We start from the raw sequence: 19,458 nt of genomic DNA on the forward strand, positions 1-19,458 counted from the left end.
GATCAGATCTCCATCGTTACGGCCTGCTGGAGCGCGCGCGCCACCACGCGCTTGCCGAGCGCGATCTTGAAGCCATTGTGCCGGCGGCCCTTGGCCTCGGCAAACGCGGCATCCGCCACACGCTGCGCCAGACCGTCGTCGAATTTCTGTCCCTTCAGCAGCGCCTCCGCCTCGCGCGCCCGCCACGGCACGGTGGCGACACCGCCGAGCGCGACACGCGCATCCCTGATCGTGCCATCATGCACGTCGAGCGCGACCGCAGCCGACGCCAACGCAAACTCGTAAGACTGGCGGTCGCGCGCCTTGAGATACACGGAGCGCGGCCAGCGGGCGGGAATGGAGAACGCAGAGATCAGCTCACCGGGCCGAAGCGTGGTCTCGATATCGGGCGTCCTGCCGGGTGCCTTGTGCAAGTCCGCGAACGGCAGGTTGCGCGTGCCGGACCTGCCGGTGATCTCGATCATCGCATCCAGCGCGATCAACGCCTGGGCAAAATCGCCGGGATAGGTCGCGATGCACTGATCGGACGTACCGAGCACCGCATGCATACGATTGACGCCATCCATGGCTGCACAGCCCGAGCCGGGATTGCGCTTGTTGCAATTCTCATAGGAGACATCGCGGAAATAGCTGCAACGCGTTCGCTGCATCACGTTGCCACCGAGCGTCGCCATGTTGCGCAGCTGGGCGCTGGCGGCAAGTTTCAGGGAATTCGCGATCACTGGATAGTTGCGCTGGATCTCGGCATGCGCGGCCACGTCGGACATCTTCGCCAGCGCCCCGAGCCGCAAGCCATCACTGCCGGGCTCGATCGCGGACCAGCTGCGCGCCAGCGGATTGATATCGACGATCGCGGCGGGCCGCATCACATCCAGCTTCATCAGATCGATCAGCGTGGTGCCGCCCGCGAGCGGCTGCGCTGTAGCCTTCGTCAGCGGGTTGTTCGCAGCCGCGGCAGCGCTGAGCGCCTGCACGGCCATGTCGGGGTCTGTTGCCCTTTGATAGGAAAACGGTCGCATGCGCCTAGCCTTTCATGATCTCGGGCGCGGCCTGCTTCACGGCGGCGACGATGTTGGGATAGGCGGCGCAGCGGCATATGTTGCCGCTCATGTATTCGCGGATGTCGGCCTCGCTGCCCGCATGCCCCTCCTTGACGCAGGCCACGGCGGACATGATCTGGCCCGGCGTACAATAGCCGCATTGAAACGCATCGTTGTAGACGAAGGCCTGCTGCATCGGATGCAAATGATCGTCGGTGGCAAGGCCCTCGATCGTCGTGATCTCCTGCCCCTCGGCTGCGAGCGCGAGCGTCAGGCACGAGACCACGCGCCGATCGTCGATCAGGACTGTGCAGGCACCACACTGGCCATGGTCGCAGCCCTTTTTGCTGCCGGTGAGCTTGAGATGCTCCCGCAGCGCGTCGAGCACCGTCGTGCGCGCGTCGATGCGCAGGCGCTTGTCCTTGCCGTTGACCCGCAGCGTGACATCGACGGGAAGCGCCGGATCCTGGGCGACCGACACGTTCGCATCCTGCGCGGCGGCACGCGCCGCCATAGGGACCAGCGCACTGCCGGCGGCCGCCGCGATGAAGGCGCGCCTATCGAATCCGGATGGTCCGGAACCTGGTTTTTCGGACATGGAGGGCCTCCGCCGCTTCGAGCAAAAGCAGCGCACGCCTGCACCGCTCATCGGCCCTTAACCTGAAGCAATGAGCTCCGTTCCGAACGAGAAAGGGCGACGCAGCAAATGCCGCGTCGCCCTTTGTCAATTTTTCCTGATCTTGCGCGGGGAACCCGTGCGCGGTGATCAGTATCCGAGCGCGCAACCATCCTTGCGCGGATCGGAACCGCCGGTGAGCGTGCCCTTGTCCCAGTCGATCCAGATCGCCTGCGCGCCGCCGAGCGGACCGACGACGCTGGTGGTCTTGTGGCCGAGTTTCTTCAGGCCTTCGACGATATCGGCCGGCACGCTGTCCTCGAGCTGGTACTGGCCTTCGTAATGCAGGCCGCGCGGCATATCGATCGCCTCCTGCACGTCGCAACCATAATCGAGAACGTTCGTCACCACATGGGTCTGGCCAACCGGCTGATACTGTCCGCCCATCACCGCAAACGGCATCACGGAACGGCCACCCTTGGTGAGCAGGCTCGGCATGATCGTGTGCAGCGGACGCTTGCCGCCGGCGATGCAATTCGGGTGGCCGGGCTGGATGCGGAAGCCGCCGGCGCGGTTCTGGAGCAGAACGCCGGTCTTGTTCGAGACAATGGCCGAGCCGAAGGAATGCGCGACCGAGTTGATGAACGAGCAGACGTTGCGGTCCTTGTCCACGACGGTGATGTAGATGGTCGAGGGATTCATCGGCGGCGCGACGTTCGGCAGGTCGAGCATGCCGTCCATGCGGATCTTGTCAATGTGCTCGTTGCAGTATTCCTTGGCAAGGATCTTGGCGACCTCGATCTGCATATGCTCGGGATCGGCGACATGCAGCTCGCGATGCATGTACGCGATGCGCGCGGCCTCGGCCTCAAGGTGGAAACGCTCGACGCTGAGCGGCGCATATTTCGTCAGGTCGAACCGCGACAGGATGTTCAACATCAGCAGCATGGTGAGGCCGGGCCCGTTCGGCGGGCACTGCCAGACGTCGTAGCCCTTGTACATGGTGCCGATGGGCGTCGTCGTTTCGGTGGTATGCGCGGCGAAATCGTCGAGCGTGTGCAGGCCGCCGATTCCGCGCAGGGTCTCCACCATGTCTTCCGCGATCGGGCCCTTGTAGAAGGCGTCGCGTCCGTCCTTGGCAATCGCCCGCAGCGTCTTGCCGAGCTCGGCCTGGCGGATGACGTCGCCGGCCACCGGCGGCTTGCCGTGCGGCAACAGATACCGCTCCGTGTTCGTGCCACCCTTCAGCTTCTCGAACTGGTTCTTCCAGTCGAAGGCGATGCGAGGGGCGACGACGTAGCCTTCCTCGGCCGCCTTGATCGCGGGCTGGAGCAGCCGGTCGAAGCCGAACTTGCCGTGATCGCGCAAAACGGTCGCAAAGGCGTCGATCACGCCGGGGATCGAGACCGCGTGCGCCGAGGTCAGCGGCACGGAGTTGATCTTGCGCTCGAGATACCAGTCGGCGTTCGCCGCCTTCGGGGCGCGGCCGGAGCCGTTATAGGCGATGATCTTGCCCTCGCCGCGCGGCTGGATCAGCGCAAAGCAGTCGCCGCCGATGCCGGTCGATTGCGGCTCGATCACGCCGAGAATGGCCGAGCCAGCGACTGCCGCGTCCACCGCCGTGCCGCCCTCGCGCAGCACCTCGATCGCGGCGAGCGACGCCTGCGGATGCGAGGTCGCCACCATTGCGTTGGTGGCGTGCACCGTGGACCTGCCGGGGAAATGGAAGTTTCTCATCGAATTCTTGCTCTCATTGGACGTCTGGCGCGGATGGCGCACCGGCTCGGAAAAACCGGGCCTACATGACACATTCCGGCCTGCCGGGGCAATGCTGGCATACCAGGGAAATGGCTGCCACCCGCTGGCAATAGAGCTGCTCGTTGCGGGTTTTGCGGGCACGCTGCGCCTGCTAAACGGGCGCGATGAGTTACAAGGTCGCCGCCTTCTACCAATTCGCCGCCCTCCCCGATTACCGCGAGCTGCGCGAGCCGCTGCGCGCGTTCTGCGCCGGCCTGGCGCTGAAGGGCAGCGTGTTGCTCGCGCAGGAGGGTATCAACGGCACGGTCGCGGGCCCGGGCGAGGCGATCGACGCGCTCACCCATGAGCTCGCGCACGGCGACATGTTCGGCGGCAGGTTGAACAATCTCGAACTGAAGTTCTCGACCGCCGAGGCGATGCCATTCGGCCGGCTCAAGGTGCGGCTGAAGAAGGAGATCGTCACGCTCGGCGACGAAGCCGCCGATCCGACGCGGCAGGTCGGCGCCTATGTCGATGCGGCCGAATGGAACGCGCTGATCGCGGCGCCCGACACGCTGGTGCTCGACACCAGGAACGCCTTCGAGGTGGCGATGGGGACGTTCGACGGCGCGCTCGACCCAGGCATCAGGAGTTTTGGCCAGTTCAAGGAATTTGCGGCCGAGCAGCTCGATCCCGCCAAACACCGCAAAATCGCGATGTTCTGCACCGGCGGCATCCGCTGCGAGAAGGCGAGCGCGCACCTGCTCGCGCGCGGCTTTGCCGAGGTCTATCACCTCAAGGGCGGCATTCTCAAATATCTGGAAGAGGTGCCGGAGACCGAGAGCCGCTGGCGCGGCGAATGCTTCGTGTTCGACGAGCGTGTCGCGCTCGGCCATGGTTTGCAAGTCCTTGGAGTGCGAGAAGCTAGCTTGCCCGAACGGAATAAGGACGCTGCACGTGACGAATGAGATCAAGACGCTCGGCGAGCGCATCGACACGCTGGAGACGCGCCTCGCCTATCAGGACGACGCGATCGAGACGCTGAACCAGACCATCACCGCGCAGTGGAAGCAGATCGACACGCTGACGCGGAGGATCGCAGAGCTCGGCGAGCGGCTGCAGGAGGCCGAGGTGAATGCGCCGGGAGCGACCAATGAGCGCCCGCCGCATTATTGAGCGGGGTCACTGACCGGACGCCTTGAGCAGGAGGTTGCTCACCTCCCCCGACATCATCAGCCGGTTGCGACCGGCGTCCTTGGCGGCATAGAGCGCCTGGTCGGCGGCCTCGATCAGCGAGGTGACGCCGGCCGTGCGCTCCAGCGCCGGCCGGCAGGCAGCCCCGCCGAGCGAAGCGGTGACGCACCCAGCCGCATGGTTGCTGGTGTGGACGAGGCCGGCATCGCGGATCGCCCGTCGAATCCGGTCGCCGATCAGGGCGCAGCCGGCAGCGTCGGTGTTCGGCAACAGCATGGCGAACTCCTCGCCGCCGTAACGCGCCGCCAGATCACTGGAACGATGCATCTCGGTGGCGATGATTTGCGCCACCTGCCGGAGACAGGCATCGCCCGCGGGATGGCCGTATTCGTCGTTGTACGACTTGAAGTGATCGACGTCGATCATCAGCAAAGAGAGGCTGGAGCGCTCGCGATAGGCACGCGCCCACTCCTCCTTCAGCCGTTCATCGAAGCGGCGGCGATTGGCAAGCCCGGTGAGGCTGTCCTCGATCGCCAGCGTTTCAAGCCGGTTCTCAAGCTTCTTCTGCTCGGTGATGTCGCGCGAGATCGCGACCACGCCGTCGACGCTGCCATTATCCTTGCGGGTCACCCGCATGGTCGATTCGAGCCAGACTTCGGCATTCTGCCGGTGCGCGTTGCGATAGGTGACGCGCACCTCCTCCTTTTCGCCGCGCTTCATGGCATCGACGAGAGCCTGGACCTGCGGCCGGTCGTCCGCGTGAACGCCGGCGAGCGCGGGCGTTCCGATCAGTTGATTGGCGCGCCAGCCGACGACGCCAATCGACGATGGCGAGACATAGCGCAGCCGCTCGTCGAGCCCGATACGCGTCACCATGTCACTGGAGCCTTCGGCAAGCAGTCGGAAATGCGCTTCCTTCTCGACCAGCGCGGCCGCCATGCTCTGGCCCCGCTGCAACTGCCGCACCAGCACGGCACCGATGATCGCGAGCAGCATGACCAGCGCGAGCACGTAGAGCATGCGAGAGATCGCCGCAGCACGCCAGGGCGCCAGCAGTTCGGCCTTATCGACGGTAGCGAGCAGGACCAGCGGATAGCGGCCAGAGCGCTTGAAGAAGCTGACACGCTCGGCGCCGTCGAGCGGCGACTTGAAGTGATAAACGCCGCCCGGCCGCTGCAGGCCGGCGTCGCGGAACAGCGGCGTATTGGCAACGCTGCGGCCGATGAATTTCTCGTTGCTCGGGTTGCGCGCGATGATCAGGCCGTCGCCGTGTGTCAACGCGACCGAGCTGTTGCGGCCGATCTCGAACTGTTCGTAGAAATGCGAAAGATATCCCGAGCTGATGGTCGCGAGCACCACGCCGCCGAAGCTGCCGTCCAGCTTGTTGAAACGACGCGACAGGGTGACGACCCACTCGCCGTCCAGCAGGCTCTTCACGGGCCGGCCGACATGGGGCTCCCGTTTCGGCGAGAGCTGGTGATAACGAAAGAACGCGTCGTCGTTGAACGTCGTGCCGATCGTGCCGGGCGAGGTCAGCCAGTTGCCGCGGTCGTCGATGATGGCGAGGCTGTGGATGCGCTCTATCGCCTTCTTGCGCGCCTCCTGCAGGGTTTTAAGCTTGGCGATCGTGGCCGGCTCGGTGCCGTCCATCTCCAGCCGGCTGACGACGCCGACGACGCCTGAATCCAGGAGATCGAGGCTGTCCTCGGCATGCTGCGTCAACGAGCGCGCAACATTCGCCATCTCTGCCTCGGCGCTCTTGAGCACCGCGTCGCGCGCCGCCCATTCCCGCCAGCCGCTGACGCCGAGGATGGCCACGCAAGTCAGCGCGACGAACGCAGCCGCCCGCAGCGGCAGGCGGCTCCATCCGGCTCTTTGGGTCACAGCAATCATGCGGCAGAATTCTCCGAAGATCGGAAACTCTGCTGCTTCTGTTAGTGAACCCTGAAACACCGGGATAAATATGCAGTGATGTCCCCGGTTTCCCGTAGTCGTACGGACGCCGGACTCGGCGCATCGCTAACAAGCCTTTAGCAAGCCTATCGGAATCCGGCGCTCCCCGCGGCTAGCTGAACATGGCCTTAACCTTGTCCCAGAGCGAAGGATTGTCGGCCTCCGCATCGGCCTTCGAGGGCGTCGGCTGGGCGGCGCTCACGGGATCGGAAGCGGGGAAGGTATCTTTCAGACCGGCGTCGAGCTTGGCGTGGCGGTCGGCGGCGAGCGCTTCGTGCAGATCGTCGGCGTGCTTGTCATGCGGCGCGGGGTTGAATGTCTCAGCCATGGTCTCGTCCTCCGTTGGCTGGTCAACGCGGTCCAATTGCGCTTGGTTCCCCTGTTCCGCTCCGGGCTGTGGCGGTGTATCAGGAGCCGTAACCATCTTCAGGACCGTTCGTGCCCCAGTCTGCGACAAAACCGTTCATCGACGTCCTCTCCGGCCAGCGGCAGGTCATTCCGCCGGTCTGGATGATGCGGCAGGCCGGCCGTTACCTGCCGGAATATCGCGAGGTGCGCGCCAGGGCCGGCGGCTTCCTCGATCTCTGCTTCAATCCCGAGCTTGCCGCCGAGGTGACGCTGCAACCGATCCGGAGGTTCGGCTTCGATGCGGCGATCATCTTCTCCGACATCCTGGTGATCCCCTATGCGCTCGGACGTTCCGTGCGCTTCGAGGTCGGCGAGGGTCCGCGGCTCGAACCGCTGGACGATCCCGCCAAGGTTGCAACGCTGGCGAAGCACGCCGATTTCGGCAAGCTCGCGCCGGTGTTCGAGGCCCTCAAGATCGTGCGCGGCGCGCTCGATCCCAAGATCGCGCTGATCGGCTTCTGCGGCGCTCCGTGGACGGTGGCGACCTACATGGTTGCCGGCCAGGGTACGCCCGACCAGGCGCCGGCACGGATGATGGCCTACCGGCATCCGGAGGCGTTCGCAGAGATCATCGACGTGCTGGTCGAGAACTCGATCGAATATCTGCTGGCGCAGCTTGCGGCCGGCGCCAACGCCTTGCAGATCTTCGACACCTGGGCCGGCGTGCTGCCACCCGCCGAGTTCGCGCGCTGGGCGGTCGAACCGACGCGGCGCATCGTCGAAGGCGTGCGCGCCAAAGTGCCGGATGCAAAGATCATCGGCTTTCCGCGCGGCGCCGGCGCGCAATTACCCGGTTTCGTCGAGGCGACCGGTGTCAACGCGGTCAGCATCGACTGGACCGCGGAGCCGGCCTTCATCCGCGAGCGCGTGCAGAGCAAGGTTGCGGTTCAGGGCAATCTCGATCCGCTGGTGCTGATCACAGGCGGCGCCGCGCTCGACCGCGCGGTCGACAACACGCTGGCGAATTTTGCGCAAGGGCGGTTCATCTTCAATCTCGGCCACGGCATCCAGCCGGAGACGCCGATCGCCCATGTCGAGCAGATGCTGAAGCGCGTGCGGGGCTGATTTATTTTGCGCCTGGGGAGTGGGAAAACAAAAAAGCGCGAAAACAACCCCATGCACAGTAGAGAGGCCACGCCCGATCAATGACTTAGGGGGGACGGAAATCGGATGCGCCGTCATCGCATCAGATCGCGCCAACATTTGACGCGTCGGGCAAAACAGGCGCATGATGTCATCATCGCACCCATGCCCGTCACGCGACCGACTTAGCGCGGCCGGCTGCGCTCGATGATCTCGGCGGCGCCCTTGGCCAACAGATCCAGTCCTACCGCACGGCCGAGTTCGCGTGGGCGATTGGCGGGGCCCGACCGCAAGGCTTCGATGATGGTGTTTCCGGAGAGATCGAGCACGGACGCGGTGAGCGACATCTGATCGCCCGCAATGGTCGAAAAGCCCGCCACCGGCGAATTGCAATGGCCGTTCAGCACCCACAGCACCTCGCGCTCGGCATCGGCAGAAGCGTGTGCAGCGGGATCGTCGATCGATGCGAGGATGCGACGCGTCTGCCAGTCCTGTGCCGCGCATTCGACGGCGACGATGCCCTGCCCCGCTGCCGGCAGCATCTCCGCTGCGGTAAACTCGTACGCGATGCGCTGCGAAAGGCCGACGCGGTCGAGGCCCGAGCGCGCCATGATCAGCGCATCGGCAGGACCTACCTCGCCACCATCCGGCAGCCGCTGCTTTTCGGCATTGTCGAGTTTTCGCACGCGCGTATCGGCGGCGCCGCGGAAGTGGATGATCTCGACGTCGGGAAACAATCGCCGCGCATAGGCGGCGCGGCGGACGGCGTTGGTGCCGATCTTGAAACCCTTGCCACGTGATTGACGCAGCGCCTCCAGCGTCACGCCATCGCGCAGGACAAGCGCGTCATTGGGAGGATCGCGCGACAGCGTGGCGCCGATCACGAGGCCGGGCGTGTCTTCGTTGCCGGGCATGTCCTTCAGCGAATGCATCGCCGCCTGGAGTTCGCCCGACAGCACGGCGGCGCGGATCTGCGCCACGAAGGCACCGCCCTTGCCGCCATGGGGCAGCAGCTTGCTGGTCTGGTCGAGATCGCCCGTGGTGTCGAACTTGACGATCTCGACGTCGAGATCGGGCATGGCAGCGGTCAGGCGACGCGCGATCTCCTCCGTCTGTGCCAGCGCCATCGCGCTCTTGCGTGTGCCGATCTTGAATCGCGTAGCCAAGCCCTGGTCCCTTTCAACGCACGTCATTCTTTTGAGCATCATCTTATCGGAAAACCGGTTTCCACTTTGCGCTAACGCGGCCCTCCGGGTCCGGATCATGCTCTACCGCGCATCCTCCAATATCATGTCGGAGGCCTTTTCGGCGATCATGATGATCGGCGCATTGGTGTTCCCCGATACGAGATCGGGCATGATCGAGCCGTCGACGATTCGAAGCCCTTCGAGGCCCCTCACCTTCAGCCGCTGATCGACCACCGCGAGCGCATCATTGCCCATACGACAAGTCGAGGTCGGATGGTAGATGGTGCTGCCCCGCTCACGGCAATAGTCCAGCAGCTCGGCATCCGTGACTACCTTCGCTCCGGGATCGTACTCGTCGACCACGAACGGCTTCAGCGCCGGCGCATGCAATATCTTGCGCAGGATCTTCAGACCTTCCACGTTGGTGGTGCGGTCGGTCTCGGTCGACATGTAGTTGATGCGGATCTCCGGCGGCACTGTCGGGTCGGCGCTTTTGATGCGCAAGGACCCGCGGCTTTCGGGACGCAGTTGGCATACCGACGCCGTGAAGCCGGAGAAACCATGAAGCTTTTCGCCCATCTTGTCGGTCGAGAACGGCAGGAAGTGGACCTGGATATCCGGCGAGGCCAGTCGCGGACTGGTCTTGAAGAAGGCGCCCGCCGTGCCGGCCGCGATCGTCAGCCAGCCCTTGCGGAACAGCGCATAGCGCGCGCCGGCCATGGTGCGGCGGAGCGGATGATTGACGGTGTCGTTCAGCGTGATCTTCTGCGAGCAGCGCATCACGATGCGAACCTGCATGTGGTCCTGGAGATCGTGCCCGACGCCCGGCGCGTCCAGCACGACATCGATGCCGTGCTTGCGCAGGAGGTCGCCGGGTCCGACGCCGGAGAGCTGGAGCAGCTGCGGCGAGTTGTAGGCGCCGCTCGACAGCACGACCTCCTTGCGCGCGCGGGCGCGGCGCAAATTGGCGCCCTGACGGTATTCAACACCGACTGCGCGGCGGCCCTCGAACAACACGCGCTGGCCAAGCGCGCCAGTTTCGATCTTGAGATTGCCGCGGGCCTTGGCGGGGCCGAGATAGGCCACCGCCGTCGAGGCGCGGCGGCCGTTGCGGGTCGTGGTCTGGAACAGGCCGACGCCTTCCTGGGTGGCGCCATTGAAATCAGGATTGTAGGGCAGACCGGTCTCGACCGCGGCATCAATGAACGCCTTCGACAGCGGATCGGTCACGACCATGTTGGAGACCGGCAGCGGGCCGCCGCTGCCGTGATATTGATCGGCGCCCCGCGACTGGTTCTCGGCTTTCTTGAAATAGGGCAGCACGTCGTCATAGCCCCAGCCGGCGTTGCCGCGCTGACGCCATCTGTCGTAATCCTCGTGCTGGCCGCGGACGTAAAGCAGGCCGTTGATCGAGCTCGATCCGCCCAGCGTCTTGCCGCGCGGCTGGAACACCTGTCGGCCCTTCAGCTCGGGCTCCGGCTCGGTCTGGTACATCCAGTTGACGGTCTTTTCCTTGAACAGCTTGCCGTAGCCGAGCGGCACGTGGATCCAGATGTTGGAATCCTTCGGGCCTGCCTCGAGCAGCAGCACGCTGTGCTTGCCGTTCGCCGACAGCCGGTTGGCGAGTACGCAGCCCGCAGAGCCGGCACCGACGATGACGTAGTCGAATTCAGGATCGGAGGGCGTCAGGGAGGAAGTTGCGTTCATGCGCTACTGTTCTTTTTGTTGGTGGGGGCGTTTCCGATCATCACTTAGCACGATCATGCAGCGACGCGCAGCGCCTCGACCAGCGACCTGAACGCACGGGCATATTCCGCACCCGCCCTTGCGATATCGGCGCGTCCGGCGCAGGCGACCGCCGCTTCCGTGACCGCGCCGAGCAGCAGCCGGGCCAGCGGCTCGGCCGGCTGCCGCGCGATCAGGCCAGCCTCCATCGCCGCCGCAATCGCACGCGGCAGCTTGCCGCCGAAATGTCTGGCGTCGATCTCGCGCCAGCGCTCCCAGCCGAGCACGGCCGGGCCGTCGCGCAGGATGATCTGGCCGGTCGGGCCCTTGGCGGTCGCGGCGAAATAATGCTGGGTGCCTGCGACCATCGCGGCAAGCACGTCCTTCTCGGCACGGGCCGTGCTGTCGATCTCGGCGACGAGATCGCGCGAGACCTGGTCGAACACCGCTTCGAACACCGCCTCCTTGGTCTTGAAGTGATGATAGACCGCGCCCTTGGCGACGTGGGCGGCTTCGGCGATCTCGTCCATAGTCGTCGCGACAAAGCCTTGCGTCCCGAACAGGCGGCGCGCCGCCGTCAGGATCGCCTCCGATGTCGCTGCGCGCCGCTCCGCCTGTTTGGCCATGGGTCTGCTGTAGTCGAAACGGACGAGGACAGCCAGTTGACTTTTCGACCGTCGGTCGGTATTTACCGACTATCAGTCGGTTTTACTCATGAGGTGCGCCATGCCGAGCCGTGATGTCGTCGAAGCTTTCGCCAAACGATTGGAGGACGGGGATTTCGTCGGGGCGATCCTCGACTACTACACGCCGGACGCTGCCACCTGTGAAAACCAGGCCGAACCCCTCGTCGGACGCGACAAGCTCGCGGCCAAGGAGCGCGGCGTGCTGGCAGCCTTCAAGGAGGTCAAGGCGGTGCGCATCGGGCCGAGCCTGATCGAAGGCGATCATGTTGCCACGCGCTGGACCTTCAGCTTCACCAACGCCGAGGGCATCATCCGAACGTTGGATGAGATTGCCTGGCAGACATGGCGTGGCGATCAGTTGATCGAAGAACGGTTTTATTACGACCCCAAACAATTGGGACGCTGAGCCGCGGACTGTCTCTACGAGACCGGCTTCACACCCGGCGGCTACCATCCCTTCGCCCGAACGCAGGATCGACGGTGCTTCGGTCCTGGGCCAGTTGAGCCGCATCGCCATTGTGCTCATGCGGTCGAACGCCGGCGCCAAAGCGCCGGCGCTCAAATCAAGTTTATTGAGCCAAGCCCACCGTTTCGGCCTGCATCCTCACGACCGGCGGAGGATTCCACTTTCCGGTCAGCGCATCGGACTTCGGGCTATAGAGGCGCATGGTCAGATTAAAGGCTCCCTTCGGCGCCGGAAGCCAGTTCGCATCCTTGTCCTTGCCCGGACTATCATTCTGGAAGAATATATCGAGCGACCCGTCCGCGTTGTACTTGAACGGCATCCAGCTGCTCACGGCAAAACGGTTGAGCGCATTGCCGACCTGGAAACCTTCCGGGTCGTATAGCGTGATCGACCAGAAGGCGTTGACCGGCGGAGCCGCGCCCTTTTCGAACGTAATTGTGTACTTGTTGGCTCCATCCAGCGGCTTGCCGGTCTCGTCGCCGAGATTGAGCGGATAGATGGCATCCTCAGGCAGGTTCGCGCCCAGGCCAAGTTGGGCGACGATGGCCCGCTTCAAATAGTAGTTGCCGTAGACACCCATCGTATCGGTGTTCATCGACCAGCCATTTGCGACCCGCGCCACTGTCGGCACTTTCCAAGCCATCAGCTTCTGGCCGTCGTGCGGGGCGGTCTCCAGCGCCCGCTGCAACACCGGATCGAGCTTGCCGATGTCAAAGCTCTTGCCGGGCTCGATGCCGATTTTCTTCATCTGCGCAATGATCGGCTCATCGGTAGCGTGCGGCGGGTGAAGCTTGAGCAGTTCTGCGGCGCTGGCGAAGTACACCCCGGCCGACATGGTATCGACCTGGACCTTCGGCGGCGTCTTCATGTCGACGCTTGGGTCCGGCTTGAACTCGACCGGCTTGGGTGTCTTGCCGTACTCGGAAAGCAGCGTGACCTTGTAACCGGCCTGGATCTTATGGACGGCATCGTAATCGGGCGGGCCATCCGTCTTGGTGCGGCCGATCACCCAGACATAGGGCGTCGGAGCCTCGATGCGCAGGGTGTCGCTCGGAAGCTTGAATTCTTCCGCGAACCTGTCGCGCAGATCGGGCCGCCAGCCCGGGGGCGTGATCAGGAACGTGCCTGCCTTGGTGCCCGTCGTTCGCCAGCCGGGCGACGCGAAGACATCGGTCCACATGTCGAGCATCGGCAGCAGATAGTAGCGCTCACTTGTATCTGGTGCGGAGATGACGACGGGCTCCTTGGTCATGTTCAGCCAGGAGACGGAATACAGCGTGTCGAAGTTCGACCGCACCACGCCCTTGAAATTGGCCGGGGGGTATTCCGGCACGTTGACAAAGGTATTCATCGGACCTCTGAAATCGGTCGTGCCGTTGGTGAATTGCTTTCTCGAGATGTCCATCGACATTAGCGAGTAGAAGTAGACATAGGCATCCACTGCGATGGCATGCGCCTCTTGTTCGGTGATGGCCGGTGCAGTGCCCTGCGCCTGCGCGGCAGGCACGGCCGCCGCACCAAGGCAAAGAGAAATTGTCAGCGTCAGAATTCCTCGAAACATGTCGAATCCTCCTCTTCTGATTTGGTGACCTCTGATTTGCGACTTCGTTCAATTCACTTTGTACCGTCGGAATGACCGCGTTCGAGGGTCTGAGCATTGAAGGTCTCAGCGTATTGCCTTGCAGTGTGGCGCCGCGGGAATTCAGCACGAAGAGAAGAATGGCAGCAAAGCCGATGTCAGATGCGTTCACGCCGCTCGCGGCGGTATTGATTGAAGCATTCTCGATCCGACGCGAGGGGTGCCTATTGCTTGCAAGAGAACGTGTGTCACCGACTGCATCAAACGCCGAACGGCGTCTGCAGAACTCGAAACAGATTGCTAGAAACAGAGCTATAAAGCCTGGTCGAACTTACGTCGCTTGAGGGGCCTCTTCGGTTGCGTGCGCAATACGGGCCCTCTAGAATTTTTGCTTTAGCACAACCTGAACGTTTGAGCCAGCAGGGATCGTCTGCGTCTTCAATACCCCACTACTATCACGATCTGGCTCGTGTTCTTGCTCGCGCGATCGAGCTGGTTGTCCGAAAACTGTCTCGATGCTGGTTGGTGTGTTTACTCGCGCAATACTGAGAGACAGTCTCCTTCGTTCGCCTTGATTCAGATCAATATGATGCCCGCTCGGTTGTCGCCTGATGAAATTGCTTCAGTGAGATCTCAACCGGGGAGTTCTGCATGAAGATTGTATTGCTGACCTTGGCGATGATAGGCGGCCAAACAACAATTCCAGTCAGCGAACGCGTCCCTCAACTCAATGTCGAGGCCACCTGCAAGGCAACCGTAGCCACTGACAAGGCGATGGGCCTCGATCTGGCGCAGTCCTACGATGATTGCATGCGCGACGAAAACTCCGCGCTGCAACAACTTCATTCCGTTTGGCTCACGAATTCCGACAACCTTCGAAACCGATGCGAAGGCGAAGCGACGGCTGGCGGCAGTGACAGCTATGTCGACCTGCTTACCTGCATGCAAATGGCAGATTGGGCGAAATCGACTTCGGACGCTCCAAAATTGAAGGGAGCGAGCAAGAACCGAAACAAGCTGTGAGATGGCGCCGCCGGATCTCGCAGTTTCTGACGAGGTCTAGCGGCGCCCTGGCCATCACAACTGATAGGCGGGCTTTGGTGCCCATGAAATCTGCGCTGCGACGGCAGCTAAGCCGGCCCCCTGTGAAAGCCTCAGGGTCCCGAGGTCCGCGACCGCGGTAACGCCGGCGCTCCGCATTTGTATCGATTTGTTATCGATATCGCGGGTTGGACACGCAGAAGTGGTCGCGGCGCGCCGTGCCAATGGGGATAATTCATAGTTCGTCAAAGGTTCGCAGCGAATTCTCCTGACCGGGCCGGACAAGCGGCCCATGCTGCTAGGCTCTGGAAATGCGGACTCAAACGACCAGCTATTTCGCGCGGCTGTTCGCTGGCGATCTGTCGGCCTTTGGCGGTCCTGTAACCGACGAAGCCGTCACCGGCCATATCCGCGCCGAACAGATGTCGCTGGTGCTCGGCTATTCCGTCGGCATCATGCTGGCCAATGCCTGCAACGCCGCGGTGCTGGCGATCGCGCTGTGGCAGTCGCCCGACCGGATTTTCGCGCTGATCTGGGCCCTCGCCGTGGCCGGCGCTGCCATCGGCTTCGGTCTGCAATCCCACGCCGCGCGCCGCATCACCAAGCCGCAATTCGTCTCGCGCCGCGCCATGCACCGGCTCGTTCGCAATGCCCTTCTCCTCGGCGCCGCCTGGGGCATCGTCCCGGCCGCGTTCTTTGCAGGCGCCTCGACCGGCGGGCAGCTCGTCATCACCTGCCTCTGCTCGGGAATGCTGGCCGGCGGCGCGCTTGCCTTCGCCACGATCCCGATCGCGGCCATCGCCTTCACGGCGCCCATTTTCCTGGGGATCGCGATCTGCCTCGGCAGGAACGGCGACCTCGCCTTCCTGCTGATCGCCTTTCTCGTCGTGGTCTACGGAAGCGTGTTGTTGCGCGGCGTGTTCGTCAATTCATTCGCGTTCGCACGGCGCGTGATGCGGCAGATCGAGGCCGAGCGTTCGGTGCGGCAGGACCCGCTGACCCATCTGCCCAATCGCGTCGCCTTCAACGAAACGCTCGATGCAGCCTTGAAGCGGCTCAGCCTCTCCGGCGAGGAGTCCGCGGTGCTTCTGCTCGATCTCGATGGTTTCAAGGAGGTCAACGACAAGTTCGGCCATCCCGCCGGTGACGAGTTTCTGGTCCAGATCGCGAGCCGCCTGCAACGCTGCACCCGCGCGGCCGAGCATGTCGCACGCATCGGCGGCGACGAGTTCGCCCTGGTGATGGCCAATCTGGCGCGCCCCGAGGATGCGCTCGAAATCGCCGAACGCTTCGTTGCGGCCTTCGACGAACCGTTTCGGATCGAGGGCCGCGAGATCGTCGGCGCGACCAGCGTCGGCATCGTGCTGGCGCCGCGCGACGGCAGCACGCAACTCGACATCATGAAGAACGCCGACGCCGCGCTCTACCGCGCCAAGAAGGCCGGGCCGGGCACGGTGTGCTTCTTCGAGCAAGCCGACGACCGCTCGTCCCGCGACCGCAAGGCGCTGCAATCGGATCTGGAAGGCGCCATCGCCAGGGACGAGCTGTTCCTGGTGTTCCAGCCCTTTCTCGACCTCGACGGCAACCGCATCACCGGGTTCGAGGCACTGCTGCGCTGGCAGCATCCCCAGCGCGGGCTGGTGCCGCCGAGCGAGTTCATCCCGATCGCCGAGGAAACCGGGTTGATCCACGAGATCGGCGAATGGGTCGTCCGTCGCGCCTGCGCGACGGTTGCCGAATGGCCCGAAGAGATCAGGGTCGCCGTGAATTTCTCGGCCGCGCAGTTTCACAACAACGGCCTGCTCCAGATCATCGTGCAGGCGCTTGCGGACGCAAAGGTCGCCCCGCACCGCCTGGAGATCGAGATCACGGAATCGATGCTGTTGTCGAAATACGGCTCCGCCGCGTCGGTCCTGAACGCGCTGCTGGAGCTCGGCGTCACCGTGGCGCTCGACGATTTCGGAACGGGTTTCTCCTCGCTGACTTACCTGCGCAAGCTGCCGTTCAGCCGCATCAAGATCGACCAGTCCTTTATCCGCGACATGCTGGTGCAGCCGGACTGCGCCGCAATCGTGAAATCGGTGATTGGGCTGGCGCGCGACCTGCGCATCGGCGTGGTCGCGGAAGGCGTCGAGACCGCCGACCAGCTCGAATATCTCCGCCAGATTAGTTGCGACGAGGTGCAGGGCTATCTCATCAGCCGGCCGGTGTCGGCGGATCAGGTTCGAGCGCTGCTTGATCCGAAGAAGTTGCGGGCGACCTACGCGGCGTAGGCGAGCAGAAACGGCCGGCATACGGCCAAAGTGATGCGATTGACCCATTTGACACCGGCCGATCGCAGACGACGTCCGGTTGGCACGAGGTTTATTTCGCAACCAGATGCGTCGTGGGTGCTATGGCGGCAGGCGCGGACGGGGAAATGGTGAACGTCAGCCAGGTATTCCATCCTGACGGACGGTTGGCTGCACCGAATTCGCCGTATCCCCTCAGACCAAGGAAGCCCTGCATGTCTGCGACCGGGAAGCTGTACCCGATTTGCGGACCGACACCGAAAACGCGTGACCTGAAACTACCGAGGATCGGGTTCTGGCCGGAATCGTCGGTAATTTGCTGGTAGGCGTATCCGACAATGCCGACGAAAAGCTGCTTCGTCAGGTAGTGCGATGCGCCCCAGTCGAAGTGGAAATCGATGCCGCTCCGGTACTGGGTGTCGGGATTCCTGAAATTGTAGGTCAGGCCGGCGACGCCCGAGATTTCGTTTCCTGCCGCCGGGTCGAAATAGGTATAGCCGCCCCCAATGTCGATCGCGCCGTGCCCGAGCCCGATATTGGGAATCCGCGTCGGATCATAGTCGCCGACGGGAACATTGCCCGTGACGTAAGCTATGTAATTGTCGACGCCATGGTTCCATAGCAGTTCCGCGAACGGTGCGAGGTCGCCGTAGGAGGTAAGCGATCCTTCCAGCATTCCGGTGCGCGTCACCACAATCGGTCCGGCTATCGCAGTCAGCGTTCCGGCGATACTGGTGGCGGCTCTGCCGTACTGGCCCGATATGCCTACGACCAACTGACCGCCAAGCACCGCCGTCGCGAATGTATACGATGGCGTAAGGGCGACCAGATCGGCCCGCCCGCTCAGACTCAGATTCAAATTAACATTGACGTTCGCGGGAATTTTGCCGGCCAGGATCTCTTTGGCTGCAGCAGCACTCCCAGCGGCGGCGACGCTGGAATGATAATCGATCACACTGAGCGCCCAGCCCGGTGTCTGCTGCATGGCGGCGAGACTCGCAAACTGACCCGGAAACCAGAATGAGCTACCGCCCTGGTCGGCATGCGAAACATCAGCGCAAAGCACGAGAGCAGCCACCGCTGCCGCATAGTTGATGACGCTGCTTCCCGATTTGTTTGATCTCATTGCAAACCTCTGGGCGGCATTGCAACCAGTGGCGGGCTACTGCAAAGCGCCCCGCGAACCGCGGAACCTTAAGTTACGACGGGCATCCAATACTAGGGCACAAGCAGCGTCCAAATCCGTGACAGAATGGTAACAGCGGGGGATATTAGTATTACGGCGATGACGCAGTCTCGGCTCGACCAAGAGTTGCTTACGCTGGAGATGTTTGGCTTCTTTGCCCGAGCGAGGTCTCTTCTTGGCCTCTAGCCATCCGGCTAGGGCGAACTGAACCTGCCGGCCCCAGAAGGCAGGGCGGACAAGGCCTGCCTTCGTGGGGTAAGCGTATGAGGAGACGCCCTACCCCTCAGACCGCATCCGCTCGCAGCAGTGTGTCAACCGTGATGGTGCCCCGCGCGCGCGAAACGCAGGCGCAGATCTTCTGGTTGCTTTGCTTCTGATGGTCGCTGAAGAAGACGTCGCGGTGGTCGATCTCGCCGTCGACGGCGACAACGTCGATGGCGCACAGGCCGCATTCGCCGCGCTTGCAATCGTACATCACGTCGTGGCCGCTGGCGTTGAGGACATCAAGCATCGAGCGCTCGCGCGGGATCTCCAGCTCGACATCGGAGCCTTTCAGACGCACGCGAAATGTCTCGGTCGGCAGCGTGCCGCTGGAGCCGAACGTCTCGTAGCGGAGATCGGGAAGCGGATGGCCGGCGCGGATCCAGGCGTGGCGCGCGGCATCCAGCATCCGCATCGGGCCGCAGAACAGCGCCAGCGTGTCCTTGGGCACCGAGGCGAACAGGGAGTCGAGATCGAGCCGCTTGCCCTCATCGCTGGCGTGAACGACCAGGCGATCACCAAGCGTTGCGGCGAGATCGTCAAGATAGGCGGCCTCGGTGCGCGAGCGCACCGCGTAATGCAGCGTGACATCGGCGCCGCGCTTCGCCAGCGCCTGCGCGGCGCCGAGGATCGGGGTGATGCCGATGCCGCCAGCGATCAGGCAGTAATTTTGGCGTGCCCAATCGACCGCGAGTAGCGAGGCGGGCGTCGTGATGTCGAGCCGCGCGCCCGGCCGCAACGACCACATATAGCGCGAGCCGCCACGCGAGTCCTCGGCGCGGCGCACCGCGATCCTTAAACCCTGCGACGAGGCTTCCCCGACCAGAGAATAGGACCGCGTCTCGGGCTGCCCGTCGATGGTAACGCTGATATTGATGTGGCTGCCGACCGGATAGGCGGCGCCGTCGAACTGATCCGGCCGGATCAGGAATTCGCGGATGCCGGGCGCGAGATCGCGCGTCGAGACGAGCGTGGCCGGAATCCAGGTTTCGATGAAGCGCATGG

At 63.6% G+C, this 19,458-nt stretch carries 17 protein-coding genes; 6 read left to right on the plus strand and 11 right to left on the minus strand.

Annotation, left to right across the window (positions count from 1 at the left end; translation table 11 throughout):
• Positions 1-2 precede the first annotated feature (2 nt).
• From ABIB66_RS29145 to ggt, 3 genes are all read right to left on the minus strand, one after another.
• Positions 3-1,019, minus strand: a complete 1,017-nt coding sequence (locus tag ABIB66_RS29145; RefSeq protein WP_354209164.1) for an FAD binding domain-containing protein — start codon at positions 1,017-1,019, stop codon at positions 3-5.
• Positions 1,020-1,023: 4 nt separating this feature from the next.
• A complete protein-coding gene (locus tag ABIB66_RS29150; protein ID WP_354256363.1) occupies positions 1,024-1,638 on the minus strand; it encodes a (2Fe-2S)-binding protein in 615 nt (204 codons plus the stop codon).
• A gap of 168 nt (positions 1,639-1,806) precedes the next feature.
• The gene (gene ggt, locus ABIB66_RS29155; RefSeq protein WP_354209167.1) at positions 1,807-3,393 is read right to left on the minus strand and encodes a gamma-glutamyltransferase; all 1,587 of its coding nucleotides are present in this window, start codon (positions 3,391-3,393) and stop codon (positions 1,807-1,809) included.
• Between the two features lie 185 nt (positions 3,394-3,578).
• On the opposite strand from ggt, the gene trhO reads away from it, so the two are divergent.
• A complete protein-coding gene (gene trhO / locus ABIB66_RS29160) occupies positions 3,579-4,361 on the plus strand; it encodes an oxygen-dependent tRNA uridine(34) hydroxylase TrhO (RefSeq protein WP_354209168.1) in 783 nt (260 codons plus the stop codon).
• On the plus strand, positions 4,351-4,569 hold the full coding sequence (locus ABIB66_RS29165; protein ID WP_354057373.1) for a SlyX family protein: 219 nt from the start codon (positions 4,351-4,353) through the stop codon (positions 4,567-4,569). The genes trhO and ABIB66_RS29165 overlap by 11 nt, the downstream gene beginning before the upstream one ends.
• A 6-nt stretch (positions 4,570-4,575) precedes the next feature.
• Here the strand turns inward: ABIB66_RS29165 and ABIB66_RS29170 are convergent, their stop codons facing one another.
• Positions 4,576-6,480 carry a sensor domain-containing diguanylate cyclase gene (locus ABIB66_RS29170; RefSeq protein WP_354209169.1) on the minus strand — a complete coding sequence of 635 codons (1,905 nt, stop codon included), beginning with the start codon at positions 6,478-6,480 and terminating at the stop codon, positions 4,576-4,578.
• A 172-nt stretch (positions 6,481-6,652) separates the two neighbouring features.
• On the minus strand, positions 6,653-6,868 hold the full coding sequence (locus tag ABIB66_RS29175; protein WP_354209170.1) for a hypothetical protein: 216 nt from the start codon (positions 6,866-6,868) through the stop codon (positions 6,653-6,655).
• Between the two features lie 110 nt (positions 6,869-6,978).
• On the opposite strand from ABIB66_RS29175, the gene hemE reads away from it, so the two are divergent.
• On the plus strand, positions 6,979-8,013 hold the full coding sequence (hemE, locus tag ABIB66_RS29180) for a uroporphyrinogen decarboxylase (protein ID WP_354256366.1): 1,035 nt from the start codon (positions 6,979-6,981) through the stop codon (positions 8,011-8,013).
• Between the two features lie 203 nt (positions 8,014-8,216).
• Here the strand turns inward: hemE and hemC are convergent, their stop codons facing one another.
• From hemC to ABIB66_RS29195, 3 genes are all read right to left on the minus strand, one after another.
• Positions 8,217-9,197, minus strand: a complete 981-nt coding sequence (hemC, locus tag ABIB66_RS29185) for a hydroxymethylbilane synthase (protein WP_354209172.1) — start codon at positions 9,195-9,197, stop codon at positions 8,217-8,219.
• A 102-nt stretch (positions 9,198-9,299) separates the two neighbouring features.
• On the minus strand, positions 9,300-10,925 hold the full coding sequence (locus tag ABIB66_RS29190) for a GMC family oxidoreductase (RefSeq protein ID WP_354209173.1): 1,626 nt from the start codon (positions 10,923-10,925) through the stop codon (positions 9,300-9,302).
• Positions 10,926-10,978: 53 nt separating this feature from the next.
• On the minus strand, positions 10,979-11,569 hold the full coding sequence (locus tag ABIB66_RS29195; protein ID WP_354209174.1) for a TetR/AcrR family transcriptional regulator: 591 nt from the start codon (positions 11,567-11,569) through the stop codon (positions 10,979-10,981).
• Positions 11,570-11,669: 100 nt separating this feature from the next.
• Between ABIB66_RS29195 and ABIB66_RS29200 the strand changes: the two genes are divergently transcribed.
• Positions 11,670-12,035: a nuclear transport factor 2 family protein gene (locus tag ABIB66_RS29200; protein ID WP_354209175.1), complete on the plus strand. Its 366-nt coding sequence runs from the start codon at positions 11,670-11,672 to the stop codon at positions 12,033-12,035.
• 163 nt (positions 12,036-12,198) lie between these two features.
• On the opposite strand, the gene ABIB66_RS29205 is transcribed toward ABIB66_RS29200, so the two are convergent.
• On the minus strand, positions 12,199-13,656 hold the full coding sequence (locus tag ABIB66_RS29205; RefSeq protein ID WP_354256369.1) for a DUF1254 domain-containing protein: 1,458 nt from the start codon (positions 13,654-13,656) through the stop codon (positions 12,199-12,201).
• Between the two features lie 669 nt (positions 13,657-14,325).
• Between ABIB66_RS29205 and ABIB66_RS29210 the strand changes: the two genes are divergently transcribed.
• The gene (locus ABIB66_RS29210) at positions 14,326-14,697 is read left to right on the plus strand and encodes a hypothetical protein (protein WP_354209177.1); all 372 of its coding nucleotides are present in this window, start codon (positions 14,326-14,328) and stop codon (positions 14,695-14,697) included.
• Positions 14,698-15,026: 329 nt separating this feature from the next.
• The gene (locus tag ABIB66_RS29215; protein WP_354256372.1) at positions 15,027-16,988 is read left to right on the plus strand and encodes a putative bifunctional diguanylate cyclase/phosphodiesterase; all 1,962 of its coding nucleotides are present in this window, start codon (positions 15,027-15,029) and stop codon (positions 16,986-16,988) included.
• 91 nt (positions 16,989-17,079) lie between these two features.
• On the opposite strand, the gene ABIB66_RS29220 is transcribed toward ABIB66_RS29215, so the two are convergent.
• Both ABIB66_RS29220 and ABIB66_RS29225 read right to left on the minus strand, forming a co-directional pair.
• Positions 17,080-18,132 carry a SphA family protein gene (locus ABIB66_RS29220; RefSeq protein WP_354211850.1) on the minus strand — a complete coding sequence of 351 codons (1,053 nt, stop codon included), beginning with the start codon at positions 18,130-18,132 and terminating at the stop codon, positions 17,080-17,082.
• A gap of 343 nt (positions 18,133-18,475) precedes the next feature.
• Entirely contained in the window at positions 18,476-19,456 is a 981-nt protein-coding gene (locus tag ABIB66_RS29225; RefSeq protein WP_354211852.1) for a PDR/VanB family oxidoreductase, read from the minus strand.
• Between the last annotated feature and the right edge of the window lie 2 nt (positions 19,457-19,458).

It is taken from the genome of Bradyrhizobium sp. F1.13.3 (assembly GCF_040548265.1).
Classification (GTDB): Bacteria; Pseudomonadota; Alphaproteobacteria; order Rhizobiales; family Xanthobacteraceae; genus Bradyrhizobium.

Bases quoted from the DNA above. Each gene is read 5' to 3' on its own strand.
- ABIB66_RS29145 (WP_354209164.1), bottom strand. From the start codon at position 1,019: ATGCGACCGTTTTCCTATCAAAGGGCAACAGACCCCGACATGGCCGTG.
- ABIB66_RS29150 (WP_354256363.1), bottom strand. From the start codon at position 1,638: ATGTCCGAAAAACCAGGTTCCGGACCATCCGGATTCGATAGGCGCGCC.
- ggt (WP_354209167.1), bottom strand. From the start codon at position 3,393: ATGAGAAACTTCCATTTCCCCGGCAGGTCCACGGTGCACGCCACCAAC.
- trhO (WP_354209168.1), top strand. From the start codon at position 3,579: ATGAGTTACAAGGTCGCCGCCTTCTACCAATTCGCCGCCCTCCCCGAT.
- ABIB66_RS29170 (WP_354209169.1), bottom strand. From the start codon at position 6,480: ATGATTGCTGTGACCCAAAGAGCCGGATGGAGCCGCCTGCCGCTGCGG.
- ABIB66_RS29175 (WP_354209170.1), bottom strand. From the start codon at position 6,868: ATGGCTGAGACATTCAACCCCGCGCCGCATGACAAGCACGCCGACGAT.
- ABIB66_RS29190 (WP_354209173.1), bottom strand. From the start codon at position 10,925: ATGAACGCAACTTCCTCCCTGACGCCCTCCGATCCTGAATTCGACTAC.
- ABIB66_RS29195 (WP_354209174.1), bottom strand. From the start codon at position 11,569: ATGGCCAAACAGGCGGAGCGGCGCGCAGCGACATCGGAGGCGATCCTG.
- ABIB66_RS29200 (WP_354209175.1), top strand. From the start codon at position 11,670: ATGCCGAGCCGTGATGTCGTCGAAGCTTTCGCCAAACGATTGGAGGAC.
- ABIB66_RS29205 (WP_354256369.1), bottom strand. From the start codon at position 13,656: ATGTTTCGAGGAATTCTGACGCTGACAATTTCTCTTTGCCTTGGTGCG.
- ABIB66_RS29210 (WP_354209177.1), top strand. From the start codon at position 14,326: ATGAAGATTGTATTGCTGACCTTGGCGATGATAGGCGGCCAAACAACA.
- ABIB66_RS29215 (WP_354256372.1), top strand. From the start codon at position 15,027: ATGCGGACTCAAACGACCAGCTATTTCGCGCGGCTGTTCGCTGGCGAT.
- ABIB66_RS29220 (WP_354211850.1), bottom strand. From the start codon at position 18,132: ATGAGATCAAACAAATCGGGAAGCAGCGTCATCAACTATGCGGCAGCG.
- ABIB66_RS29225 (WP_354211852.1), bottom strand. From the start codon at position 19,456: ATGCGCTTCATCGAAACCTGGATTCCGGCCACGCTCGTCTCGACGCGC.